Source organism: Comamonas sp. NyZ500 (genome assembly GCF_016772095.1).
GTDB classification, from domain to species: domain Bacteria; phylum Pseudomonadota; class Gammaproteobacteria; order Burkholderiales; family Burkholderiaceae_C; genus Comamonas; species Comamonas thiooxydans.
Genome location: NZ_JAEIJE010000019.1, coordinates 11,942 through 35,382, shown reverse-complemented (window position 1 = coordinate 35,382; position 23,441 = coordinate 11,942). Strand labels below are relative to the sequence as shown.

Genomic DNA, 23,441 nt, shown 5'->3' with positions numbered 1-23,441 from the left:
CTTTTTCCACCCATGATTCCCGGACCTCTTTTTACCCTGCCCATGCTGCTGCTGCTGCTCGCCCCCCTGGTGGCAGCCGGCCTGAGCCTGTGGCTGCTGCTGCGCGGGCTGTTCTGGTGGCTGCGCCATAGGCACACACCCGCCTCCGAGCGCCCGCCGTTCTGGCACTGGCCCGTCGTGGTGGTGGCCATATTGGCCCTGGCCGGCGATCTCTGGGGCCTGGTGCTGGCGCGCAAGCTGGTACAGATTGAAGAGGCCGTGACGCTGCGGGCCCACTATCGCGAAAGCCGACAGCGCTTTGTGCTGCCCGAGGACTTCCGCTATGGGGAGCAGCTATTCCCCAAAGGCACCTTGATCAACCGCTACGACGCTTTTGACAACGGCGAGCGCCAGCGACCGCTTGGCCTGCGAGGACTGAGTGCGGCGCGCTTTACGCAACCGGTGCAAATTGCAGGTGCCTGGGTCAGCGCCATCGGCAACGGCGTGTTGGAGCTTGCCCGCGACCAGCGCCTCGGTCCGGTGTTCCACTTCGATCCCGACGTCAACCCGGGTTATGGCGCCTGGGTGGTCGACCCGAAGCGCTCCTATCTGGAATGCCGCAAGGGCGATATCGCCAGCCTGCATGTGCCCTTGATCGACTATGACATTCAGGCCGAGTTTCTGGTCGGCGCCCCCGACGGCCCCGAGGCGCGCTACCGTCCCAGTCAATGGGGCTTCATCGATTGCCAGGAGGGCAAGCCCGCCATTGAGGTGCAGCCGGCCTATGACGGCCCGGCACCACCAGACGCACACCTGCCGGTATGGGGGACGCTGATACCGAATGAGGATTGAGCTGGAGACGCTGTGCGCGCCAATACTCTGTGCTGCCCGCGATGATCCGACTAGGGTGTGACGACCGGATCCTCCCCGATCAATGCTGCAACGCATGCTGCCCGAACCGCCAGCAAGAACGCGGTCAAGTTGCTGATGATGTTCAAGGGCCCGCCAGCGGCAGGATGGACGCCGGCCATGCCGTCCCTATGATGGCGCCTCAGCCGGAGTGCAAAGCGGCTGATCAGGACTCATGGCATCGCCAGCCGGCGGAAGACGATCCCGCGAACCGTGTGACATTCGGCCAAAGAGCCGCCATCTGCGGCCACGAATTTCCATAGGGCGACGGGATCGCCTACATTCACACTTCACAACCGGTGCGCCCAGTCAGGCCTCGGCCCTGCCCCGGGCAGCCACCGCATCCTCAGCCTTCCAAGAAAGACCTGCCCATGAAATCCCGCGCCGCCGTAGCCTTCAAAGCCGGAGAACCCCTGCAAATCGTCGAGATCGACGTCGCGCCGCCCAAGGCCGGCGAGGTGCTGGTCAAGATCACCCATACCGGCGTCTGTCACACCGACGCCTTCACCCTGAGCGGTGACGACCCCGAAGGCATCTTCCCCGCCGTGCTGGGCCACGAAGGCGCGGGCATCGTGGTGGAAGTGGGCGAAGGCGTTACCAGCGTCCAGCCCGGCGATCATGTGATTCCGCTGTACACCGCCGAATGCGGCGAATGCCTGTTCTGCAAGAGCGGCAAGACCAATCTGTGCGTGGCCGTGCGCGCCACCCAGGGCAAGGGCGTGATGCCCGACGGCACGACGCGCTTCAGCTACAAGGGCGAGCCCATCTATCACTACATGGGCTGCTCGACCTTCAGCGAATACACCGTGGTTGCTGCCGTCTCGCTGGCCAAGGTCAACCCTGATGCCAACCCCGAGCAGGTCTGCCTGCTGGGCTGCGGCGTGACCACCGGTCTGGGCGCAGTCAAGAACACTGCCAAGGTGCAGGAAGGCGACACCGTGGCCGTGTTCGGCCTGGGCGGCATCGGCCTGGCCGTGATCCAGGGTGCCAAGCTGGCCAAGGCCGGCCGCATCATCGCCGTCGACACCAACCCCGGCAAGTTCGACCTGGCCAGGACCTTTGGCGCCACCGACTGCGTGAACCCCAAGGACTTCGACAAGCCCATCCAGCAAGTCATCGTCGAGATGACCGGCTGGGGCGTGGACCACAGCTTTGAATGCATAGGCAATGTGGACGTGATGCGCGCGGCGCTGGAATGCGCCCACCGCGGCTGGGGCCAGTCGGTCATCATCGGCGTGGCCGGTGCCGGTCAGGAGATCAAGACCCGCCCCTTCCAGCTGGTGACCGGCCGCAAGTGGCTGGGCACGGCCTTTGGCGGCGTCAAGGGCCGCAGCGAGCTGCCCGGCATGGTGGAAGACGCCATGGCCGGCAAGATTCAGCTCGAACCCTTCGTCACCCACACCATGGGCCTGGCCAAGATCAACGAAGCCTTCGAACTGATGCACGAAGGCAAGTCGATCCGCTCGGTGGTGAACTACGCTGACGCTTCGTAACCCCCTGAGGCGCTTCGCCTGGGCGGCCCCGCGCCTTCCCCCTTTCTCGCTTCGCGGAAGGGGGACGACACCCTCGGTGCGCGGCGGCGCTTCCTCGGTGTCTCATCGATGGGCCGCGCCAGTTTTGAAGAACCACCCAGCGCTTTTAATTTCATAGCTGCTTGCGCATGCTTTGATTCATATTTATATATAAAACAGCTGCAAACGCTTGATTAACGAGCGCAAGCAGCTTTTCTTTTAGGAGTGACTGCCATGGAACTCAAAAACGCCCACGCCTGCTTTGGCGGCGCTCAGCGCTATTACGAACACCATAGTTCCGAGATCGGCCTCGCCATGAAGTTCTCGGTCTATCTGCCGCCCAAGGCCGTGATGGGCGAGAAGGTGCCGGCCCTGCTCTATCTGGCGGGTCTGACCTGTACCGAGGAAACCTTCATGATCAAGGCCGGCGCCCAGCGCCTGGCCTCCGAACTCAATATCGCCCTGATCTGCCCCGATACCAGCCCGCGCGGCGCGGGTCTGGCGGGCGAGGCCGACAGCTGGGACTTTGGCGTGGGCGCCGGTTTTTACCTGGACGCAACCACCAAGCCCTGGGCGCTGCACTGGCGCATGGAGAGCTACATCCTCAATGACCTGCTGCCCCTGGTCGGCAGCAAGCTGCCCGTGGACCTGCAGCGTCTGGGCATCTTCGGCCACAGCATGGGCGGCCACGGCGCGCTGACTCTGGCATTGCGCCACCCCGGCCGGTTCAAGTCGGTCTCGGCCTTTGCACCGATTGCCAACCCGCTCAACTGCCCCTGGGGCCACAAGGCTTTCAGCGGCTATCTGGGTGAAGACAAGGCCGAATGGGCCAGGCATGACGCCAGCGAGCTGATGGGCGCGCAAGCCTCTGCCCCCTATCCCGCAGGCATCCTCATCGACCAGGGCCTGGCCGACAAGTTCCTGATCGAAAAGCAATTGCTGCCCGAAGCCTTCGAAGCCGCCTGCGCCAAGGCCGGTCAGCCGCTCACGCTGCGCCGGCATGCGGGCTACGACCATGGCTACTATTTCATCCAGAGCTTTGTCGACGACCATCTGCGCCACCATGCGCAGCAACTGGGCGCCTGATTCTTTGGAACGGGTTCGCGCGGCCGAGACTGCCCGGCCATAGCTGTCACCCCACACGGGCAAAAGCCGCCTGACGGCGGTTTCTTCTTGATGCGGTCCGGCGCCGGATCAGTCCTCGGAGCGCTCCGATCTTCTCGCGCGCCGCTGCTGCTCGCGCTCATCGGCACGCTGGGTCTGTACATACAGCTGCTCCACCTGTTCGCGCGCCCAGGGCGTCTTGCGCAGAAATTTCAGGCTCGAAGAGATGCTGGGATCCAGATTGAAGCAGCGCACGGGCACCCGGCGCCCCAGCTCGCGCCAGCCGTAGTAATCCACCAGATCGGTAACGATGCGCTCAAGCGTCAGCCCATGCAGCGGGTTGCGCGGTTGTTCTTGGGAAGTCATTTGCGCATTGTCAGGGAATCACCCTCCAGGCGTCTGCTCCGGGGACAAGTGCCAGGCTGTGCAGGCCGCAGCGCCTCTCCCCGCCCAGCAATGGACATGGAAAATGCGCCACGCCAATGACATGGGTTTGGCTTTCCTGTGCGCCAGCAAGAGATCACACTTTTGGCAACCGGCCTAAGCGAAGACAGGTTCGCTTCAACGGCCATGACGAGGCGCGAAGGAGCAAAGAATGTCCAAGCAACAGCAAGTCCCCGAAACCCGGGGGGTGGCCGTGCAAATGCTGGCCACGCTCGACCTGGGCCCCGAGATCGAAGGCATGTCGGGGCGCCAGCTTCGCATGCGCCTGGTGACCATGGCGCCAGGCGGCGTCTTCGGCCCGGTTCACGACCACAAAGACCGACCCGGCATGGTCTACATCCTCGAAGGTTGCATCACCGACCATAGAAACGGCGTGGCCACCGACTACGGCCCGGGCGTGGGCTGGCCCGAAGACAGGAACACCACGCACTGGCTTGAAAACCGCTGCGCCGTGACGGCGGTGGAAATATCGGTAGACATCATCAGACTGCAGCAGGCTTCAAACTAGGCGCTCTCACGCCAAGCATCTTCATGCAAGCCTCTGCCGCAGCTCAGGTGGCGCGTGACGCCTGGACCTCGTAGAGCCGCAAATCCCGCTGTCCGATTCCCAGCTCCGGCCAGGCGGCGCGCCAAGCCTGGATATGCGTGGAAGCGAAATGTGCATCCAGCGCCGCCTGATCCTCCCACAGCTCCTTCACATGGATCAGCCCCGGCACCAGCACATCCTCGGCATAGCCGTATTCGAGACAGCCCGGCTCGGCACGCGAGGCCTCCACCATGGCACGCATGGCAGGTCGGGCAAGGGCCAGGTTTTCGGATGGCAAACGCACGGTACCCACGATCAACAGCATGTCTTCTCCTCTTGAGCACAAGCAAACATCGTAGCAAGCAGCGCCCGCTCGCACCGCCCCGGACGCCAAAAAGGGAGGGGCATGCCCTCCCTGAAACACCTTCCAGGCGTTGATGCTGCTCAGTAGCCCTTAGGTCACGGGCTCTCAGGCCCGCATGAAAGACTCGAAATAGGCGCTCAGTGCAGCGTGATCGCCCAAGGGCAGAACCTGGGCCACATACTGGTCGGGACGCACCACCACCAGAGCGCCCTGCTGGCGGTCGATGCCGCGCAGCTCGAAGATGTCCTGCCCGGCATTCTTCAGATCGGGGCTGAACACTTTTTCATAGTCGATCATTCCCAGCTGGCCCTTGGGGGGCAGCAGCAAGGCAGGCAGCGTCTCCAGTGCCACCTCGGTATAAGCCTGCGGGAAGATGGCACGCAGATCGAAGATGCTGTCGATATCCTGGCCGGATGGCGTGAAGCGGCGCAGCGGCGATGCGGCATCGCTCTCCAGGAAGCGACACAGCGCCAGCAGGCCGGACTCGGGCTGCGCCAGGTCGTTCTGGCCTGCAAACGCATACAGGCGCCAGCGGCCATCGGCCTTGCCGCAGTGACCCAGCTGCAAGGGCTTGGCGTCGGAAACGCGCACCACCGGCGCGGAATGGAAACGCATGCCCACCGTAAAGCCGCTGGCCAGTGCCTGATGCGAGGCCTGCCCCGTCAGCAGCGAGGGGGCATAGTGCGTGCCCACGCCGGCCGTGAAGCGGCCGTGCTGCTCGAAATACTTCTGGAATTCCTTGGGGTCCACACCGCCCTGGCCGCCTTCCTTGGCCGGGTCGCTGAACATCTTGGCCCATTCGCGGTCGAAGTCGATCAATTGCTGGGCCACGACCTGGCGCTCGGACGAATAGGTGTGCAGCAGCTCGGGCGCACATTGCTTGCGCAGCACGGCGGCCAGCTTCCAGCCCAGGTTGAAGCTGTCCTGCATGGAGAAATTCATGCCCTGACCGGCCTTGGGGCTGTGGGTGTGGCAGGCATCGCCGGCGATGAAAACGCGCGGCAGGGGCGAGTCCGGCGTGGCCACGGCATCGGCCACATCGTCATATTTGGCGCAGATGCGCTGGCCGATCTCATACACCGACCACCACGGCACATTCTTGACTTCGAGCTTGTAGGGATGGAGCACGCGCTGGGCGGTTGCTATCAGTTGCTCCACCGTGATGTTGCGGCTGGCCACACGCTCGTCGGCATCGAGCTTGTCCATCTCCACATAAAAGCGCACCAGGTGACCGCCTTCGCGCGGGATGATGAGCACATTGCCCTGCTCGGACTGAATGGCCACCTTGTAGCGCACATCGGGGAAGTCCGTCACGGCCAGCACATCCATCACGCCCCAGGCCTGGTTGGCCGAGTCGCCGACCAGCTGGCGGCCGATGGCGCGGCGCACATTGCTGCGCGCGCCGTCGCAGCCCACCACATAGCGGGCCTGCACGGTTTCGATCTGACCGGCATGGGCGGCGTCGCATCGCTCCAGCGTCACGGTGACCGGATAGTCGGCAGCGCCGTGGTCGACCTTCACATCCAGCACTCGGCGGGCGTAGTGCGGCTGCAGACGGCTGGGCGAGTTGCTCATGCGCTCCAGATAGTGGTCGTGCACGCGCGCCTGGTTCAGGATGACGTGAGGGAACTCGGACAGACCGTCTTCCGTGTCCTGCACGCGGCCATGGCGGGCGATCCGGCCAGGCTGGGCAGGATCGGGCTTCCAGAAGGTGACGTCGTTGATCCAGCAGGCCTCCTTGAGTATGGAGTCGGCGAACTCGAAGGCCTCGAACATCTCCATGGTGCGGCAGGCAATGCCATCGGCCTGGCCCAGCTCCATGGGGCCTTCCTTTTGTTCCACGATGCAGGTTCGGATATCGGGAAAGGCCGCCAGTTGCGCGGCCAGCGTCAGGCCGGCAGGACCGCAGCCCACGATCAGCACATCGACCTGCGAGGGCACGGTCTCGGTATGGGCAGGGGCCAGCGGCGAAGCTGGAGCGATCAAGGGGTTGCCGGGACGAAAACCGTTCAAATGAAACTGCATGGAGGCCTCAAGTTCTTCAAGTGCGCAGACGCCAGTGTCTGCCCAATCAGTCCGCACACAAATAATATGTATGCATACCAAATGCATGCATCGTATTATTCGAAACTTGAAATGCCAACCCCACCTAGGGAAAACCATGATTAACTCTGCACTGCCAAACGTTGCCTCAGACAGCGCCAGCAGCCACCCCGTCTTTCCACGCCTGGAGGTGGAAACCTTTCCCGGCCACGGCATACGCCGCCTGCAGCAGGTGGCAGTGGCCGTGTTCAGCCAGGCCACCGAAGCCTGGGGCGTGACGCCGCTGCAATTTGCCGTGCTACAAAAACTGGTGCATCTGCCGGGCATAGACCAGCGCACGCTGAGCATGGAAGTGGGCTTTGACAAATCCACCATCGGCGGCGTGATCGACCGCCTGGAAGCACGCGGTCTGCTGTTGCGCCAGCACACGGCCAAGGATCGCCGCGTGCGTCTGCTGTCCCTGACGCCCGAGGGCCAGGCCCTGCTGGCGGATGCCGGCCCCTCCGTGCTGCAAGCCCAGCAGCAGATGCTGGACCCGCTGAGCGAGACCGAGCGCGAACTCTTCACACAGCTGATGCGCAAGGTCATAGAGCACCACGAGCAGCTCGATCCCGAGGCGCAAACACCCGCAGGCTGAGCCCCAACTACATAAAAAAGCCCCGGGCCGTCAGGCCTGGGGCTTGGCTTATCAGGGCCGGGCTTGCGACCGGGTCTGCAAGCTCCAGAACCGAGTCCTAGAACGGCATTTTTCCGGCACGCATCTCGGCCGCGATCTGCACCAGCACGGCCGGCAGATCGGCCACGCTGCGCACCGCGTAATGGGCACCGGCCTTTTTGAGCTTGGCTTCGGCCACGGCGACACGGGCCTCGACCTCTTGCTCGGGCGCCCTGGCAAACTCCTCCACGCTATAGCCGACCTCGTTGCCCGACAGGCTCAGGCCCACGGTCCACATGCCTGCGCGCAGACCCTCCTCGATGCCGGGCACGGTGTCGTCCACCTTGACGCAGGCACGCACATCGCCAATGCCCAGCGCCAGCACATTGGCCAATGCCATGAAGGGACCGGGGCGACCGCCGGCTTCCAGCTCGTCGCCGGCCACCACATAGTCGGGCTTGAGGCCTGCGCCTTCGGCCTGAGGCAGCAACTGGTTGAGCACCTCACGCGGGTAACCCGAGCATGAGCCGACCTTGATACCATGGTCGCGCAACCATTGCAGCGTCTGCACAGCGCCTGCTATGGGGGCCGAGAACTCGCCCACCTTGGCAATCTGCAGCGGCATGAAGCGCGCGTAGATGGCATCCACATCCTCGTTGGTCGGCGTCCGGCCAAAAGCGCTCTGCCATTGCGCGGCAATGCTTTCATCCTGCAGCAACTGGTGGATATGGTCCCATTTGGACAGGCCCATGGGGCCGCGTGCCTGCACCAGCGTGATGCTGATGCCGAAGCTGGCAAAGGCTTCGACAAAGATTTGCGTGGGTGCGAGCGAACCAAAGTCCACCAGCGTGCCGGCCCAGTCGAAGATGACGGCTTGCAGCGGTGACAGGTCGACAGAGGGCTGGGACAGGACCAGGGTTTCGGCTTGAGCGATGGAGTTCATGATTTTTTCAGTGGTGACTTCAACAGGATGGAAAGCGGGAACGTGATCGGGTTGCAGGACTCAGCTCAGAGAGCGTATGAAGTTGCGACCGCGCGGTCCGCTGGCGGCTTTCTGCACCATGGCGCTCCAGGCCTCGCGCGGCACACCGTAGTGGGCTGGATCGGTGGCAACGCCCAGCCCTTGCAGAACGCTGCGCAGACGCTCGACGGCCACAGCAGGCGTGCCGGCATCGAAGATGGAGAGCAAGGCGGCATCGGCCACCGCATCTGCGCCCAGCGCCATCTCCAGCACCAGGGGCAGGCTGAACGAGCAGGCCAGGCCGTGCGGCACGCCATGCTGCAGCGTGATGTCGTAGGACAGCGAATGCGCGAGTGCGGTCTTGGTGTTGGAAAAAGCCAGGCCGGCCATCAGCGCGGCTTCGGCCATCTCGCTGCGCAGCTGCGCGTTATCCAGATCCTGCATCAGGGCGGGCAACGTGGCCAGGGTGCGGCGCGCCGACTGCACGGCCAGCGCCATGGAGACCGGGTTGCGGTTCACGTTCCAGATGGATTCCAGCGCATGCGACAGCGCATCCAGCCCCGAGGCCAGCGTGGCGCCGGCCGGCAGGCTGGTCATCAGCTCGGCATCGATGACCGCGGCCTCGGGCCAGGTGCAGGACTGGTGCAGCGAATACTTCTGGCCGGCGGCCTGATCCCAGATCGTGGCCCAGGGCGTGACTTCGCTGCCCGTGCCGGCAGTGGTGGGGATGGCGATCAGGGCCTTGTGCCCTCCCGCCCCCAACTGGCCACCCTGCTTGAGCAGCGCCAGCAGATCGGCAAAACGGCCGCCGGGCGTATGGCAGATCAAGGCCTTGGCCGAGTCGATGGCGCTGCCGCCCCCCAGGGCCACGATCACGGGCACCTCGGCATGGTCACGCTGCACCTGCTCGTACAGCGGCGCCAGCCACTGCACATCGGGATTGGGGGCAATGCTGTCGATCACGCCGCGAAGCTGCGCTCCCAGCAGCTGGCGCATGCGCTGCACCAGGCCCAGACTTTCGGCCTCGGGAAAGGTGACCAGCAGGCAGCTGCGCCCGGCCAGCAAGGCCGGCAGCTGATCGAGACTGTTGCGACCCACGCTGATATGCACGGGGTTGTGATAGGTCCACACGAGAAAGCCTTTTGACATTTTTTGAACGAAATCAGCCCTTGGCGCTTATGTACCAAGCGCTGATAGCTCATATTTTTGATGGTTCAAGCACTGCGGCACACACCGGCACCGCAGCGAGATCAGTGACGAGTGCCCTGCTGTATGCGGCTGCGCAGCCAGTTCGATGCCATGTCGGCGGCAATCACCATCACCGTGATGACAATGATGCAGGTCGCGGTCTCCTGGTAGCGGAACAGCTTGAGGCTGCTGACCAGCTCGAAGCCCAGACCGCCCGCGCCCACCATGCCCAGCACGGTGGCCGAACGCAGATTGACTTCGAAGCGGTAGAGCACCACGGCAATCCAGGCGGTGATGACCTGGGGCACCACGCCGAAGGCGATGATCTGCAGCTGGCTGGCACCGGCGCTGCGCAAGGCCTGCAGCGGGCCGTCGTCGATCTCCTCGATGGCTTCGGCAAAGAACTTGGCCAGCATGCCCATGCCGTGCAGGGCCAGGGCCAGCACGCCGGGGAAGGGGCCCAGGCCCACGGCCGAGACAAATACCAGCGCCAGAATCAGCTCGTTGATGCTGCGGATCACATTGAGAAACTGGCGCGTGATGCGACGCAGCCAGTGCCAGCCGTGCAGATTGCTGGCAGCAATGAAAGACAAAGGCAGGGCCAGAATCACGCTCAGCAACGTGCCCCAGATGGCGATCTGTATCGTCTCCAGCGCCGGCGCCCACAGGCGTGGCAGCATGCTCCAGTCCGGCGGCACCGAGCGTGAGAGAAAGTCGCCAATCTGCGGCATGCCGCCCGCCAGCTCGCTCCAGCTCATCTGCGCGCCCGCAGCACTCCAGTGCAGCACCCAGCCGATGGCCAAGGCCATTGCGGCATAGCCCAGCCAGCCGCCAGTGCTTTCGGGCCGCCCCGCCGTCCATTGCCAACGATCGGTCTGTTTCAAGCTCTGGCTGTTCATTGCAGACCTCCTGCGGCAGTGGCTGGCGACATCGCCCCGGGCAGCCAGTTGCCGACTGCGGTGCTGCTGAGATGCAGCGCAGCGCCCTGCTCTGGGGCATGTCCGGCGGGCTGAGGCTCGCCGCTGTAGATGGCGTTGAGCGCAGCCTCGTCCAACATCGCCGGTACGCCGTCAAACACCATGCGCCCTTGCGACAGGCCGACGATGCGATCGCCAAACTCCCGGGCGTAATCAACCTGGTGCAGATTGCAGACCACGGCAATGCCGAGCTCGCGCGTGGCATCGCGCAGATACTGCAGCACGCTGCGCGCGGTCTTGGGATCCAGGCTGGCCACGGGCTCGTCGGCCAGAATCAGCTGCGGCTGCTGCGCCAAGGCACGGGCAATGCCCACGCGCTGCATCTGCCCGCCCGAGAGCGCTTCGGTGCGCTCATCGGCCTTGTGGGCCAGGCCCACACGCTGCAGGCAGGCATCGGCCAGTGCGATATCGCTTTGCTTGAACAGCTGCAGCACCGAGGCCAGCGTGCCGACCTGACCCAGCCGCCCCGTGAGCACGTTCTTGCGCACCGACAGGCGCTGCACCAGGTTGTGGTGCTGAAAGACCATGGCCACATGGCGGGCCAACTCGCGGCGCGAGTGCCTGCGCATCAGGTCGATGCCGCCCACCTGCAGCTGGCCGCTGTCGGGCTGGTTCAGCCCGTTCATGCAGCGCAGCAAGGTGGACTTGCCGGCACCCGACAGGCCCAGCATCACCACGAACTCGCCGGCCTTCACATCCATGTCGATGCCATGCAGCACATGGTTGCTGCCATAGCTTTTGCGCAGATTGCGGATGCTGATCATTTCATCTTCCCGAGGTCCAGATTCAGCGCCTTGGCGGTCTGGCGCACCACGTCATAGGCCTGATCGTTGGTGGGCGCAAAGCCATTGAGCTCGCCACGGTCGCCCCAGGGCAGGCCCTTGATCTCGGCCAGTGCCGCAGCCACCTTCTTCTTGGTGGCATCGTCCAGATTCTTGCGCCAGGCCATGGGCGACTCGGGGATGTCCTTGGAGCGCCAGATGACCTGGAAGTCCTCGGCCTTCACATGGCCCTTGGCGACGGCCGTCTGGAAGATGGGATCGGCCACGGCCGCCGCATCCACCTTGCCGTTGGCCACGGCCATGATGCTGGCGTCGTGCGAGCCCGAGAAGATCACGCGGGAGAAATACTTGTCGGTATCGATGCCCTCGCCCTTGAGGCCGGCCTTGGGAAACAGATGGCCCGATGCCGAGCTGGGATCGACAAACGCAAAGGTCTTGCCCTGCAGCTGGGGCACGGTGCCCAGGCCCTTGTCCTTCTTGCTGATGATGATGCTGTTGTACGAGCTCTTGCCGGACTTCTTGGCCACGGGAATGGCGAAGGCCTCGGCATTCGCCAGCTGGCTGGCCAGCACATAGGAGAAGGGTCCGAAATAGGCCACGTCGATCTTGCCCGAGCGCATGGCCTCGATCACGCCGTTGTAGTCATTGGCCACAAAGGGCTTGATCTTCAGGCCGGTCTTGGCGGCCAGCTGGTCCATCACCTGCTGGCTGGCGCGCATCATGGCCTGGGCGTCCTCGGAAGGGATCAGGCCCACGCGCAGCTCGGTGGGCTGCTGCGCCATGACGCCGGTGGTGGCGGCAAGCGTCAGGCTGGCGGCTGCGGCTTTCAGCCAGGTTTTGCGGGTCATCGTCATGGATTTCATCCTTTGCAAGTGCGTCTGTAGAGTGCGGCTGGGTTGCCGCCATCGCACCGTCACTGCAGTGCGTTGACGCAAATATTAGGGACGACATATGACTGTCATGTGAAGGTTTCAGAATCAGTTTTGACAGCTTCCATAGATCAAACCTTGAGATGAAATCTGCATGAGCACCGCCCGATATCGAGCCTTTATCGCCGTGGCCCAGCAAGGCAGCCTGAGCGCGGCGGCCCGCGCCCTGGGCGTCAGCCAGCCCACGGTCTCCAGCCAGATCGCCACGCTGGAGCGGCAAAGCCAGATCGAGCTCTTCCATCGCCAGGGCTATCGCATGACGCTCACCGGCGCCGGCCACAAGCTCATGACGCTGGCACAGAAGCTGCTGGCACTGGAGGCTGAAACAGAATTCTTTTTGCGTGACTCGGGCCAGCTCAACCAGGGCGAGCTCAAGATCGGCGCCGTGGGGCCGTTTCACGTGATCGAGATGGTGGCGGCCTACAGCGCCCGCCATCCCGGCATGAAGCTGTCGATCCGCATGGGCAACTCGCAGCAGGTGCTGCACGATCTGGAGAACTACACCACCGATGTGGCGGTGCTGGCCGGTCTCTATGACAGGCCCGAGCTGCTGGTGCGCGAATACGCGCGTCACGCCATCATTCTGTTTGCCCATATCGACCATCCGCTGGCAAGGCGCGAGCAAGTCGAGTTGGGCGAGCTGCACGGCCTGCCGCTCTTGCTTCGTGAGCAAGGCTCGACCACGCGCACCGCTATCGAGAAAGCGCTGCAGGCAGCCGGCGTGAAGCCCCGCACCCAGCTGGAGATCGGCAGCCGCGAAGCCATACGCGAGGCCGTGGCGCGCGGCCTGGGCATCGGCGCCGTGTCCGAAGCCGAATTCATCGCCGACCCGCGCTTCAGGCCCGTGCGCATTGCCGGCGACCCGGCCAGCACCACCACCTATGTCTATTGCATGAAGGAACGCAGCGAAAGTCTGCTGGTGCGCTCCTTCCTCAAGGCCATTGAAGACGGCGCGGCTCCCAATCTGCCTGTACTACTGACCGCTCCAAAACCCTTGATCGCTCCAACGGCCAAGAAGCTGGCGTAATTCGTCAAACCCTCTGCTCCCCTTGCGCCGAGAATTTTTTGACAGTGCTGCCCGGGCACCTCGGCCAGAACTCTCTCGCCGGGACAGTGCGGCGGCCCGTTGCGCTGGCACAGCGGTGGCTGCCGGACAGTCAAAAAACAGAGGAGACAATGATGAAACAAACCATGCTCTGGAGGGCCGTTGCTCTGGCAACCGGCCTGAGCCTGAGTGCAGCGGCCATGGCGCAGCAAGCGCCCTGGCCCGTCAAGCCCATACGCCTGGTGGTCGGCGGCCCGGCCGGCGGCAATGCTGACTCGCTGGCACGCCTGTTGGCCGACGGCATGCAAAAGCAGCTGGGCAAGCCCGTGATTGTCGAATCCAAGCCCGGAGCGGCCGGCGTGCTGGCCGTCAACGACCTGCTCGCCAACGGCAAGGACGCCCACACGTTCTTGCTGATCCAGGGCGGCATAGTCAGCGAGACGCCGCTGGCCTACAAAGTCAGCTATCAGCCCTTCAAGGATCTGAAACCTCTGGCCCAGCTCAGCCGCAACGGTCTGGTGCTGATTGCCAACAAGGACTTCCCGGCCAGCAATCTGCAGCAACTCGGCGACTACGGCAAAAAGCAGGCCGACGGACTGGACTTTGCCTCGTATGCCACAGGCATGCGCGGCCATACCTCGGGCATGCTGCTGGGGCAGTTGCTCAATATCAAGATGAAACACCTGGGCTACAAGGGCTCCCCTCCGGCACTCAGCGACCTGATGGGCGGCCATGTGCCGCTGATGATGGACGGGCTCACCACCGCCCTGCCGCTGATCAAGGCCGGCAAGGTCAAGCCGCTGGCCGTGAACTACCCTACGCGCATGGTCCAACTGCCCGATGTGCCCACTTTCAAGGAACTGGGCTACCCGCAACTGTCCGAAGTAAGCTGGTTCGGCGTCTGGTCGCGCCCGGATATCCCTGCCGATGTGCAGGCCAGGGTCAGAGAGATCGCGCTGCAGTATTTCAAGCAGCCCCAGGTCGAGGCCAGGCTCAGGGACATGGGCATGGAGTCGGGCACCGACGCGACCCCGGAAGCGCTGATGAACGAACTGCAGAAGGCCTATCAGCGCCAGCAGGCCTTGCTCAAGTCCATTGATTACCAAGCTCAGTAAACAGTTCAGGCGCCCAAAAGGCCGGAGTCATGCCAGATTCCGGCTTCTTGCAACCGGGTAGCTGCAGCTCGCTGCGTCGACCCGTTCCGAGTCGGCACGCAACGGACTGAGACGAAACATCAGAAAAGACTTTGCTGCGGCGACAGCAAGGAATGATGGTACTGATCGCAGTCCAGTTGCACGCGCTCACGATTCAGCCCAAGCTTGCGGCAGGCCAGTGCAAAGCGTTGCGCCAGCATATCGGCCCAGGCGCCCGTTCCCTTCATGCGCTGGCCAAACCTGCTGTTGTAGACCTTGCCGTCGGCTCTGCCCGCTTCGCTGATCCCATGCAGATCCCGCACCCGCTCCATCACGCGTTGGGCGCGCTCGGGATAGTGCAGCATCAGCCATTCATTGAACAGCGGAGCCACTTCCCACGGCAGACGCAGCACTGCATAAAAAGCCTGTCTTGCACCGGCCTCGCTGGCTGCGGTCAGCACCTGCTCCATATCGTCGTTCAGGAACGGAATCTGCGGTGCCAGGCTGACGCCCACGGGTATGCCTGCCTCGCTCAGAGTCCGAATCATGCGCAGCCGCCGATGCGGTGCGGCGGCGCGTGGTTCCAGCTGCCGGGCCAGCTCGGGCTGCAAGGTGGTCAGCGTCACATAAACGGCCACCAGATGCTGCTGTGCCAGCGGCACCAGCAAATCAAGGTCGCGTTCGATGCCGCTGCCCTTGGTGACGATGGAAAACGGATGCCTGGCCTGCGCCAGGACCTCTATCACGCGGCGCGTCAACCCGACTTCGCGCTCCACAGGCTGGTAGCAGTCCGTGACCGAGCCGAGCATGATGGGGGCCGCCACATGGCTGGACCGGGATAACTCGGCGCGCAGCACCTCGGGCAGGTTCTGCTTGGCAATCAGCCGGGTTTCGAAATCAAGACCCGGCGAATAGCCCAGATAGCCATGCGTGGGCCGGGCATAGCAATAGATGCATCCGTGCTCGCATCCTCTATAGGGATTGAGCCCCAGATGAAAAGGCAGATCCGGCGATTCGTGGCGGCTCAGGGCTGATTTAGCCCGCTCCCACTCCAGATGGGTGCACCAGGTCTTGACCTCCTCACCCTCTTCGCTTCCTTCATCCTGTTCGGACTTGCCCCAGCCGTCATCGAAACCCTGGCGCAGCTCCCGTGCAAACCGGTGCGTGATCTGGCTGGCAGCCCCTCGCCCCTTGATGAGCCGCACCGGCACATCGGTCCGAATGGATTCCAGTCCAGAGGATGAGGAAAGTTTCTTCATAAAACAACTGTACATAAATACAGTTACTCATTGCAAGAAATGGGCACTGACCATGGCTGCATCCCGGTCAATACGGTGAGGGTTGATTGAGTCAGATCTGGATGAAAAATGACTGCGCCCATTGCTCTACAGGCTTAGCACGCTCCATTAACTAGAGCAAGCTCAAAGTCAATCCGCACTCAGTGAGTGCGAGATGGCTTGGCAGTTTGCGATTCAGCGCCGACAATCCCTTCAATGCACCAAGTTGGTGCCTTTCACTGAATGCCTTGGCCCGGACAACACCGTTGCCCGGGCTTTTGTCCGTTTGCGCAACGCCAAAGCGCCAACCACACCATCTCGCAAGGGAGTTACTACATGGAGCGCAAGCCCAATATCACTCTGTCCTCCTTGGACCTGGATCGCATTGAATCGCTGCTGGAAAAGAACAACAGCCAGTTCCCCGGCCGTGATGCACTGGAGGCGGAGCTGGACCGCGCGGATGTACTCGACCCCGCAGAAATACCCGCCAACGTGGTGACGATGAACTCCACCGTGCGCTTCACCATTCTCGAGATCGCCAAGACCAATACGCTGACACTGGTCTACCCCAAGGATATGGATGGCAGCGCCGACAAGGTCTCCATCTTTGCGCCGGTAGGCATCGCCCTGCTGGGCCTGTCAGTGGGTGATGAGTTCAAGATGCCCAGCCCTACCGGCCAGGTAACCGTGCGTGTGGATGCCATCGAGTTCCAGCCCGAAAGCGCGGGCGAGCTCCATCGCTGAACCGGCTCACCCAACAAAAAAGCAGCTCACCGGAGCTGCTTTTTTTGTTGCCTGGATCAGACTCAGCGCAAGCCGGCCAGCATGGTGGTCAGCAGACCCGCGCCGATCAGGCCTGCCTGCCAGCGCAGGGCCTGACTCCAGGACGAAACATGGCGCTCCACCAGTTGATACAGCGCGTAGCCGGCAGTCAGTGAAAGCACAAAGGCAAACGGGATGCCCACCACGGCGGCGGTGACCGAACCGTGCCAGAAATGGTTGACCACTGCGTTGACCAGCAGGCAGATGGAAAAGTGAATCAGAAATACCGAGTAGGAAATCTCTCCCAGGCGACGCAGCGGCGCAAAACCCTGCCAGCGGGCAATGACCTCGGTACGCATGCAAACGATCAGCAGCATCGCGGTCACGCCGGCGAGAAAAATGCGGTCACGCCACTCATAGACCAGTGCGCCGATGATCAGAGCCGCAATCAGCATGCCCCAGCTCCAGGCCGTCAGGCGCTTGTCTGCCGCCACCGCCCAGAAGGCCATCATGCCGATGCCATAGGCACCCATGAAATAAATCGCCCAGACATCCAGGTCTGCATCGAGATTGAAGCTCAGCAGCGAAGCTGCCGTCCCCACGACCACCAGCCCCTGCATGCCAGTCACAGCCCAGGGCCACCAGCGCTTCATGGCCGTATCGCCCCAGCGTTTCAGCGCCCATTGCTGCAGCCAGCGCACTCCGGCCAGCAGCAGCACGGTCGCAGCGAACAGCTGAAAGTCTATGGACACATACCAGACGCCAGCCGACAGTGACTCCTCGCCCACAATGCCCTGCAGCAGCAAGGCATGGGCCATGAGCTGCCATAGATCGGGGTCGGCGGACACGGACTCGTGATCGAACCAGGGACGAATCGCCGCAGACACCACGATCGTCACCACCAGTGCCACGGCATAAGGCACGACCAGACGCACAAAGCGCTTGCCAATCTTGGACCAGGGTGAATCAAACCGCGCCAGACCCATGGGAGCCAGGCTGGCTGCAGCCAGAAAACCGCCGATCACCAGAAAGATCTGCACGGCCATACGGGCGTACTCATAGAGCCAGTCCAGCAGGTCGGGCATGACAGGGTGAGCCACATCGGACATGGGGCCGTAGAAAGCCAGGTGATGCCAGACGATGGCAGCACAAGCCAGCCCCTTGGTACAGTCGATCAGGGCACTGCGGGAATGAGAGGAAATAGAACTTTGAACCATCAGATCACGGCTGCCCGGCAGCAGGGTGAGTTTGCCCGGCAACAGGCAACGTAAAGAAGCCGACTTAAAACAGGATGGCGATTTTGCGCCGATTCCCAACAATTTGCTGACAGCGTTGCAAGTTTTACGAAACATATCTGCGCGGGCTTCATGCGCCAAGCATGAACAAAACCAGAGCGATTGCACTCCGGCTTGATTTCCCTGCCCCACTGAGAACCCCGGGCAAAGGCACAATGGAGGCCATGACGCAAGCCAAACCACTGTCGGAGCTGAGCCGACAATTTGTTTCGCATTTCGGCGAGATGGGCAGCCGCTGGGGCATCAATCGCACCGTGGGGCAGATCTATGCCCTGCTGTTCATTTCGCCCGAGCCGCTGAACGCAGACCAGATTGCCGACACGCTGGAATTCTCGCGCTCCAATGTGAGCATGGGGCTCAAGGAGCTGCAGGCCTGGCGGCTGGTTCAGTTGCGTCACCAGCCCGGCGACCGGCGCGAATACTTCCAGGCACCCGAGGATGTCTGGGAAATCTTCAAGCGACTGGCCGAAGAGCGCCGCCGCCGCGAGATCGAGCCCACGCAGTCCATGCTGCGTGCCGCCATGATGGAAGAAGCCAGCACCGACGAAGAACGTTACGCCCAGCAACGCATGCGCGATATGCACGAGCTCATCGACAAGCTGATGAGCTGGTTTGACGATGTTCAGCGTCTGTCGCCAGAGACCGCCATGCAGCTCATGGGCATGGGCTCCGCCGTGACCCGACTGCTGGACCTGAAAGACAAGATTACCGGGCGAGGCAAGTCAGGCTCGGAAGCCTGACGCCGACAACTCAGGTGCTGGCCCTGGGCACCAGCCTGAAGCCCAGATCCACGCTGGCCTCTCTGACGGTGTCCCCTGCCAGCAACTGCAGCAGCATGCTGGCAGCTTTTCTGCCCACTTCATCCCTGGGTGTATGGATGGTGGTCAGAGGCGGCACCATCTGATCACTGCCAGGCAGATCGTTGAACCCGGCGATCGCCACCTGCTGCGGCACCTTGACCCCCATGCGATTGGCCTCCAGCAATGCGCCTTGTGCAATGTCGTCATTGCAGAAAAAGATGGCATCCACCGTAGTCCGCGCCTTGAGAAGTGTCTCAAACTGCCTTGCACCCAGCGCCAGCGATGAACGCTCGGGATTGAGAATCTCCAGGCTCCGGTCATACAGGCCGGCCTGTTTGAGCACCTGCCGATAACCTTCCAGGCGCTGCATGACACGCGCGTCGAGCTGGGCTCCGCAAAATGCGATGCGTCTGTATCCCTTGTCCAGCAGATGACGGGTCATCTCAGCGCCCGCTGCAATCTGCGAGAAACCCACGCTGTAGCAATCGGGGCCCGTGCCGGGCTCGCGCAACTCCATGAGATGCACGCGCGGCACGGGATTGGCAGCCAATAATTTCCGCGACTCTTCGCTGTGATCAAACCCGGTCAGCAACAGCCCGGCAGGTCGCATGGGCAGATAGGCCCGCAGCAACTGCTCTTCCTCCGCAGGGTCGTAGTGGGTCACGCCGATCAGCATGTGATAGCCCTGGGCAAACAGCACCTTGTGCACAGCCTCCAGGACCTCCACAAACAAGGTGTTGGAGAGCATGGGTACCAGTACCAGCACCTGGGTGCTTTTTTGCGAGGCCAGTGCACGCGCTGCCAGATCGGGCACATAACCCAGAGAATCCGCAACCTCGCGCACTTTGTCGACCAGGGCAGCAGCTACTCTACGCTCTCCGCGCAAGGCTCTGGAGACCGTCATCGGACTCACGCCCGCAGCCTGTGCCACATCGCTGAGGGTGACACGCCCGCTGGCACGAGATCGCCTTGAAGAAGCGCTGTCGGCCGGGGTTTCACTCTTGGTACGGGTCTCGGGAGGCAAGGGAATCTCCTAATCAGATGCCTGAAGTTTTTTGAGTATGATAGCGCTATCCAGACTTGAAATGAAGTCTGTAGAAGCAGCTTGATGAAAGCACTGACTTGCCTTCGACCAAGGTCTGAAGCCAATCTCAGAAAGCAGCAGGCTGCTCATTTTTTAACCACATCGGATAGCGCTATCCAAAAATGATTCAAAGCAAGATCCAGCCTCAGGGCACCATGTCGGCACTCGTCGTCATGGGTGTTTCCGGCTGCGGCAAATCGAGCGCAGGAGAAGCCATCGCCCGTCAACTGGGGTGGACCTTGGTGGAAGGCGACAGCTACCACTCCCCCCAGAGCGTGGCCAAGATGCAGGCCGGCATTGCCTTGACGGATGCCGACCGCGAAGGCTGGCTGGAACGCCTGGCGCAGCGACTGGCTCAGGCAGATGCCGAACACGGCCTGGTACTGACCTGCTCGGCGCTCAAGCGCAAGTACCGCGACCAGTTGCGCAGCGCCCAGCAGCTGGGTTTTGTGTTTCTCGATCTCGACTATGCCACGGCCCTGGAACGCGTCCAGACCCGACCCGGGCATTTCTTCTCACCCGACCTGGTGGCCAATCAGTTCACGACGCTGGAAGACCCGCGTCAGGAGCCCGATGTTCTGACCGTCAGCGCCACCATGAATCTCAACGACATCGCGCTCGCGGCCCGGCAATGGGCAAGGCGCGAATCCCAAGCATAAAGACAGCAGGAGACAGCCAATGTCTGAAGATCGCAAAGAGGCACAGGGCCGCAAGCCATGGCTCAAGCGCCTGGCCGAAGGCCTGATGGTGCTGGCCCTGGCCGGCATGGTGGTTGCCGTTTTCGTCAACGTGGTGCTGCGCTACGTTTTCCACACCAGCATCGTCTCCTATGAGGAGATCTCGCGCCTGCTGTTTGTGTGGCTGGTGGCCATCGGCGCCATCGTGGCGGCTTTCGAAGGCGCCCATCTGGGCTTCGACATGGTGACATCGCGGGTCGGCCCGATCACCCGCAAAGTCCTGTTCTGGGTCTCGCAACTGCTGATCGGCGCCTGCATGGCCCTGCTGCTGTGGGGCTCCTGGGAGCAGGTCGTTGCCGGCTGGAGCAGCTACAGCACCGTGCTGGGCTACCCCCTGGCTCTGGGCGCAGCGGCGACGCTGGTGCTGGCCATAGGCATGCTGCTGGTCGTGGTGCGCGACATGCTGCGCGGTACCCCGTCCGAATCTTCTGAAACCAGCGTGGAGTAAGGAGAGCGCAATGGTCGTTACCCTGATTTTTCTCGCCGTGCTGATCGGCGGCATGGTGATCGGCATGCCGATTGCGCATGCATTGATACTCACCGGTGTTGCACTGATGTGGCACCTGGACTTTTTCGACACCCAGCTGCTCGCGCAGAACCTGCAAGCCGGGTTCGACAATTTCCCGCTGCTGGCCGTGCCATTCTTCATCCTGGCAGGTGAGCTGATGAATGCCGGCGGCCTGTCGCGCCGCATCATCGATCTGGCCCGCGCCTTTGTCGGTCATATCCCGGGTGGCCTCGGTTACGTGGCCATCGGCGCAGCCGTGCTGCTGGCCTCGATGAGCGGATCGGCCATTGCCGACACCGCCGCGCTGGCCACCATCTTGCTGCCGATGATGCGCGACCAGAAGTATCCCGACAGCTACAGCGCCGGCCTGCTGGCGTCGGGCGGCATCATCGCCCCCATCATTCCGCCTTCGATGCCGTTCGTGATCTACGGCGTCACCACCAACACCTCCATCAGCAAGCTGTTTCTCTCGGGCGTCGTTCCCGGCCTGTTCATGGGCGGTTTTCTGATTGCCGCCTGGTGGTTCATCGCGCGCAAATACCAGCTGACCTCGGGTGAACGCGTGAGCTGGGGCCTGCGCCTCAAGGCACTGGCCAAGAGCTTCTGGGCCATGATGATGCCTGTCATCATTCTGGGTGGCCTCAAGGGCGGCGTCTTCACGCCGACAGAAGCCGCAGTGGTGGCCGCGGTCTACGCGCTGTTCGTGTCCATGGTGGTCTATCGGGAGATGAGCTGGAGCAGGCTCTACGAAGTCTTTCTGGGCGCATCCAAGACCACCGCCGTGGTGATGTTCCTCTGCGGAGCGGCCACTGTGACCGCCTACATGATCACGCTCGCCGACCTGCCCAATATGCTGGCCGACAGCTTCTCGGGTCTGCTGGATCAGCCCATGCTCTTCATGGCCGTGATGATGCTCTTCCTGCTCGTGGTCGGCACCGCCATGGATCTGACCCCGACCATTCTGATCTTCGGTCCGGTCTGCGCGCCGCTGGCCGTCAAGGCCGGCATCGATCCCGTGTACTTCGGCTTCATGTTCATCTATGTGGGCTGTATCGGCCTGATCACCCCTCCGGTGGGCACGGTGCAGAACGTGGTGGCCGGGGTCGGCAGGCTGCGCATGGAGACCGTGATCAAGGGCACGAATCCCTTCCTGATGGTTTATGTGCTGCTGGCCGTGCTCTTCGTGATCTTCCCTCAGCTGGTCACGGGTCCGCTCAAATGGATGCACTGAGAACGGCATTCCATTCATGAAAGCTCTTAAGTTCATAGCATGGTGCGCACTTCAGTCAAGCGCATCACGGCAGTTCCAATTTCATCAAAGGGCCCAGGCCCAATCAAGCAAGGAGACGGGTATGCGTATCAAATTTGCAGTCGCGGGCCTCACGGCAATGCTGCTGGCCGCCGGTGCCGTTCAGGCGCAGGACTTCAAGCCCCGCCTGGTGCGGTTCGGCTACGGCCTGGTGGAAGACTCCAACCAGGGTCGTGCCGTGCGCATGTTCGCCAAGGAAGTGGAAAAGGCCAGCGGTGGCAAGATGAAGGTCCGCGCCATCGGCAACGCATCCCTGGGCTCGGACACGCAGATGCAGCAGGCCCTGATCGGCGGCGCCCAGGAAATGATGGTCGGCTCCACCGCCACGCTGGTGGGCCTGTCGCCCGAAATGGCGATCTGGGACACCCCTTTTCTGTTTGCCAACACCAAGGAGGCCGATGCCGTGCTGGACGGCCCCGTGGGAGAGAAGGTCAAGGCCACTCTGGAGCCCAAGGGCATGGTGGGTCTGGTCTATTGGGAAAATGGATTTCGCAATCTGACCAACAACAAGCGCCCCATCACCAAGCTGGAAGATCTTCAGGACGTGAAGCTGCGCGTGATGCAGAACAATGTCTTCCTGGACAGCTTCAAGACCCTGGGCGCCAATGCCGTTCCCCTGCCCTTCTCCGAGCTGTTCACGGCGCTGGAAACCAAGGCCGTGGACGGTCAGGAAAACCCCTTCAACACGGTGCTGTCGAGCAAGTTCTATGAAGTGCAGAAGTACCTGACCGTCTCCAACCATGTCTACAGCCCCTGGATCGTGACGGTCAGCAAGAAGTGGTGGGACACGCTGAGCCCTGCCGAGAAGAAGGTGCTGCAAGATGCTGCGATCAAGAGCCGTGAATTCGAGCGCAAGGATACGCGCGAAGAAGCCGCCAAGGCCCTGGCCGAGATCAAGACCAAGGGCATGCAGGTCAACGAACTGCCAGCCGCCGAAGCAGGCCGCATGCGCGACAAGCTCGGCACCGTCAATGCCGGCATTGCCAAGTCCGTGGGTCAAGGTACCTGGGACTCTGTGCAGGCAGCCGTCAAGCAAGCTCGCGCCAAATAAGCGCCCAACCATGGAGCCATGCCCCGGGCATGGCTCTGACTCATTCCAAGACAATGCCTGCGCCCCAA

Annotated in this window: 24 protein-coding genes; 13 read left to right on the top strand and 11 right to left on the bottom strand. The window is 62.6% G+C overall.

Translation table 11 applies throughout. From position 1 onward, the window contains the following. Positions 1-12 precede the first annotated feature (12 nt). The 3 genes from JAO85_RS21385 (at position 13) to fghA (ending at position 3,485) form a co-directional block, all read left to right on the top strand. Positions 13-831, top strand: a complete 819-nt coding sequence (locus tag JAO85_RS21385; RefSeq protein ID WP_229227459.1) for a hypothetical protein — start codon at positions 13-15, stop codon at positions 829-831. 428 nt (positions 832-1,259) lie between these two features. Beyond that, on the top strand, positions 1,260-2,381 hold the full coding sequence (locus JAO85_RS21380; protein ID WP_034380711.1) for an S-(hydroxymethyl)glutathione dehydrogenase/class III alcohol dehydrogenase: 1,122 nt from the start codon (positions 1,260-1,262) through the stop codon (positions 2,379-2,381). 252 nt (positions 2,382-2,633) lie between these two features. After that, the gene (gene fghA, locus JAO85_RS21375) at positions 2,634-3,485 is read left to right on the top strand and encodes an S-formylglutathione hydrolase (protein ID WP_003063600.1); all 852 of its coding nucleotides are present in this window, start codon (positions 2,634-2,636) and stop codon (positions 3,483-3,485) included. Positions 3,486-3,593: 108 nt separating this feature from the next. On the opposite strand, the gene JAO85_RS21370 is transcribed toward fghA, so the two are convergent. After that, complete coding sequence (locus JAO85_RS21370) at positions 3,594-3,869, bottom strand: VF530 family DNA-binding protein (RefSeq protein WP_003063602.1); 276 nt, start codon at positions 3,867-3,869, stop codon at positions 3,594-3,596. 229 nt (positions 3,870-4,098) lie between these two features. Here JAO85_RS21370 and JAO85_RS21365 point away from each other — a divergent pair, with 229 nt between their 5' ends. Continuing rightward, positions 4,099-4,455 (top strand): cupin domain-containing protein, encoded by a 357-nt coding sequence (locus tag JAO85_RS21365; protein WP_202788986.1) that lies wholly within the window; start codon positions 4,099-4,101, stop codon positions 4,453-4,455. A 43-nt stretch (positions 4,456-4,498) separates the two neighbouring features. On the opposite strand, the gene JAO85_RS21360 is transcribed toward JAO85_RS21365, so the two are convergent. Together JAO85_RS21360 and JAO85_RS21355 are read right to left on the bottom strand one after the other, a co-directional pair. After that, complete coding sequence (locus JAO85_RS21360) at positions 4,499-4,798, bottom strand: putative quinol monooxygenase (RefSeq protein WP_179626592.1); 300 nt, start codon at positions 4,796-4,798, stop codon at positions 4,499-4,501. 144 nt (positions 4,799-4,942) lie between these two features. After that, complete coding sequence (locus JAO85_RS21355) at positions 4,943-6,862, bottom strand: FAD-binding monooxygenase (RefSeq protein ID WP_202788985.1); 1,920 nt, start codon at positions 6,860-6,862, stop codon at positions 4,943-4,945. 136 nt (positions 6,863-6,998) lie between these two features. On the opposite strand from JAO85_RS21355, the gene JAO85_RS21350 reads away from it, so the two are divergent. Further along, a complete protein-coding gene (locus JAO85_RS21350; RefSeq protein ID WP_003063610.1) occupies positions 6,999-7,517 on the top strand; it encodes a MarR family winged helix-turn-helix transcriptional regulator in 519 nt (172 codons plus the stop codon). 97 nt (positions 7,518-7,614) lie between these two features. On the opposite strand, the gene phnX is transcribed toward JAO85_RS21350, so the two are convergent. The 5 genes from phnX to phnD form a co-directional block, all read right to left on the bottom strand. Then, positions 7,615-8,478: a phosphonoacetaldehyde hydrolase gene (gene phnX, locus JAO85_RS21345; RefSeq protein ID WP_202788984.1), complete on the bottom strand. Its 864-nt coding sequence runs from the start codon at positions 8,476-8,478 to the stop codon at positions 7,615-7,617. Between the two features lie 60 nt (positions 8,479-8,538). After that, the gene (psrA, locus tag JAO85_RS21340) at positions 8,539-9,627 is read right to left on the bottom strand and encodes an iron-containing alcohol dehydrogenase PsrA (RefSeq protein WP_202788983.1); all 1,089 of its coding nucleotides are present in this window, start codon (positions 9,625-9,627) and stop codon (positions 8,539-8,541) included. Between the two features lie 119 nt (positions 9,628-9,746). Beyond that, the gene (phnE, locus tag JAO85_RS21335) at positions 9,747-10,583 is read right to left on the bottom strand and encodes a phosphonate ABC transporter, permease protein PhnE (RefSeq protein WP_003063616.1); all 837 of its coding nucleotides are present in this window, start codon (positions 10,581-10,583) and stop codon (positions 9,747-9,749) included. Further along, positions 10,580-11,425: a phosphonate ABC transporter ATP-binding protein gene (gene phnC, locus JAO85_RS21330; RefSeq protein ID WP_039050664.1), complete on the bottom strand. Its 846-nt coding sequence runs from the start codon at positions 11,423-11,425 to the stop codon at positions 10,580-10,582. Before phnC ends, phnE begins: the two co-directional genes overlap by 4 nt. Further along, positions 11,422-12,297: a phosphonate ABC transporter substrate-binding protein gene (gene phnD, locus JAO85_RS21325; protein WP_255539094.1), complete on the bottom strand. Its 876-nt coding sequence runs from the start codon at positions 12,295-12,297 to the stop codon at positions 11,422-11,424. Before phnD ends, phnC begins: the two co-directional genes overlap by 4 nt. Positions 12,298-12,466: 169 nt before the next feature. On the opposite strand from phnD, the gene JAO85_RS21320 reads away from it, so the two are divergent. Further along, positions 12,467-13,399, top strand: a complete 933-nt coding sequence (locus JAO85_RS21320; RefSeq protein WP_202788982.1) for a LysR substrate-binding domain-containing protein — start codon at positions 12,467-12,469, stop codon at positions 13,397-13,399. A gap of 152 nt (positions 13,400-13,551) precedes the next feature. Then, positions 13,552-14,532 (top strand): tripartite tricarboxylate transporter substrate binding protein, encoded by a 981-nt coding sequence (locus JAO85_RS21315; protein WP_012839276.1) that lies wholly within the window; start codon positions 13,552-13,554, stop codon positions 14,530-14,532. Positions 14,533-14,651: 119 nt separating this feature from the next. On the opposite strand, the gene JAO85_RS21310 is transcribed toward JAO85_RS21315, so the two are convergent. Continuing rightward, complete coding sequence (locus JAO85_RS21310) at positions 14,652-15,809, bottom strand: PA0069 family radical SAM protein (protein WP_202788981.1); 1,158 nt, start codon at positions 15,807-15,809, stop codon at positions 14,652-14,654. A 354-nt stretch (positions 15,810-16,163) separates the two neighbouring features. Here JAO85_RS21310 and rnk point away from each other — a divergent pair, with 354 nt between their 5' ends. Next, positions 16,164-16,571 carry a nucleoside diphosphate kinase regulator gene (gene rnk / locus JAO85_RS21305; RefSeq protein ID WP_003063629.1) on the top strand — a complete coding sequence of 136 codons (408 nt, stop codon included), beginning with the start codon at positions 16,164-16,166 and terminating at the stop codon, positions 16,569-16,571. A gap of 62 nt (positions 16,572-16,633) precedes the next feature. Here rnk and JAO85_RS21300 read toward each other — a convergent pair whose 3' ends face one another. Further along, positions 16,634-17,806: an acyltransferase gene (locus JAO85_RS21300; RefSeq protein ID WP_039050678.1), complete on the bottom strand. Its 1,173-nt coding sequence runs from the start codon at positions 17,804-17,806 to the stop codon at positions 16,634-16,636. A 233-nt stretch (positions 17,807-18,039) separates the two neighbouring features. Between JAO85_RS21300 and JAO85_RS21295 the strand changes: the two genes are divergently transcribed. Further along, positions 18,040-18,624, top strand: a complete 585-nt coding sequence (locus JAO85_RS21295; protein ID WP_003053080.1) for a GbsR/MarR family transcriptional regulator — start codon at positions 18,040-18,042, stop codon at positions 18,622-18,624. 10 nt (positions 18,625-18,634) lie between these two features. On the opposite strand, the gene JAO85_RS21290 is transcribed toward JAO85_RS21295, so the two are convergent. Beyond that, positions 18,635-19,708 (bottom strand): LacI family DNA-binding transcriptional regulator, encoded by a 1,074-nt coding sequence (locus JAO85_RS21290; protein WP_202788980.1) that lies wholly within the window; start codon positions 19,706-19,708, stop codon positions 18,635-18,637. Between the two features lie 182 nt (positions 19,709-19,890). On the opposite strand from JAO85_RS21290, the gene JAO85_RS21285 reads away from it, so the two are divergent. From JAO85_RS21285 to JAO85_RS21270, 4 genes are all read left to right on the top strand, one after another. Further along, the gene (locus JAO85_RS21285) at positions 19,891-20,427 is read left to right on the top strand and encodes a gluconokinase (protein ID WP_003065728.1); all 537 of its coding nucleotides are present in this window, start codon (positions 19,891-19,893) and stop codon (positions 20,425-20,427) included. A gap of 19 nt (positions 20,428-20,446) precedes the next feature. Continuing rightward, positions 20,447-20,953: a TRAP transporter small permease gene (locus JAO85_RS21280; protein ID WP_012839280.1), complete on the top strand. Its 507-nt coding sequence runs from the start codon at positions 20,447-20,449 to the stop codon at positions 20,951-20,953. A gap of 10 nt (positions 20,954-20,963) precedes the next feature. Then, positions 20,964-22,244 carry a TRAP transporter large permease gene (locus tag JAO85_RS21275; protein WP_012839281.1) on the top strand — a complete coding sequence of 427 codons (1,281 nt, stop codon included), beginning with the start codon at positions 20,964-20,966 and terminating at the stop codon, positions 22,242-22,244. Between the two features lie 121 nt (positions 22,245-22,365). Further along, entirely contained in the window at positions 22,366-23,373 is a 1,008-nt protein-coding gene (locus JAO85_RS21270; RefSeq protein WP_003065736.1) for a TRAP transporter substrate-binding protein, read from the top strand. Positions 23,374-23,441 lie beyond the last annotated feature (68 nt).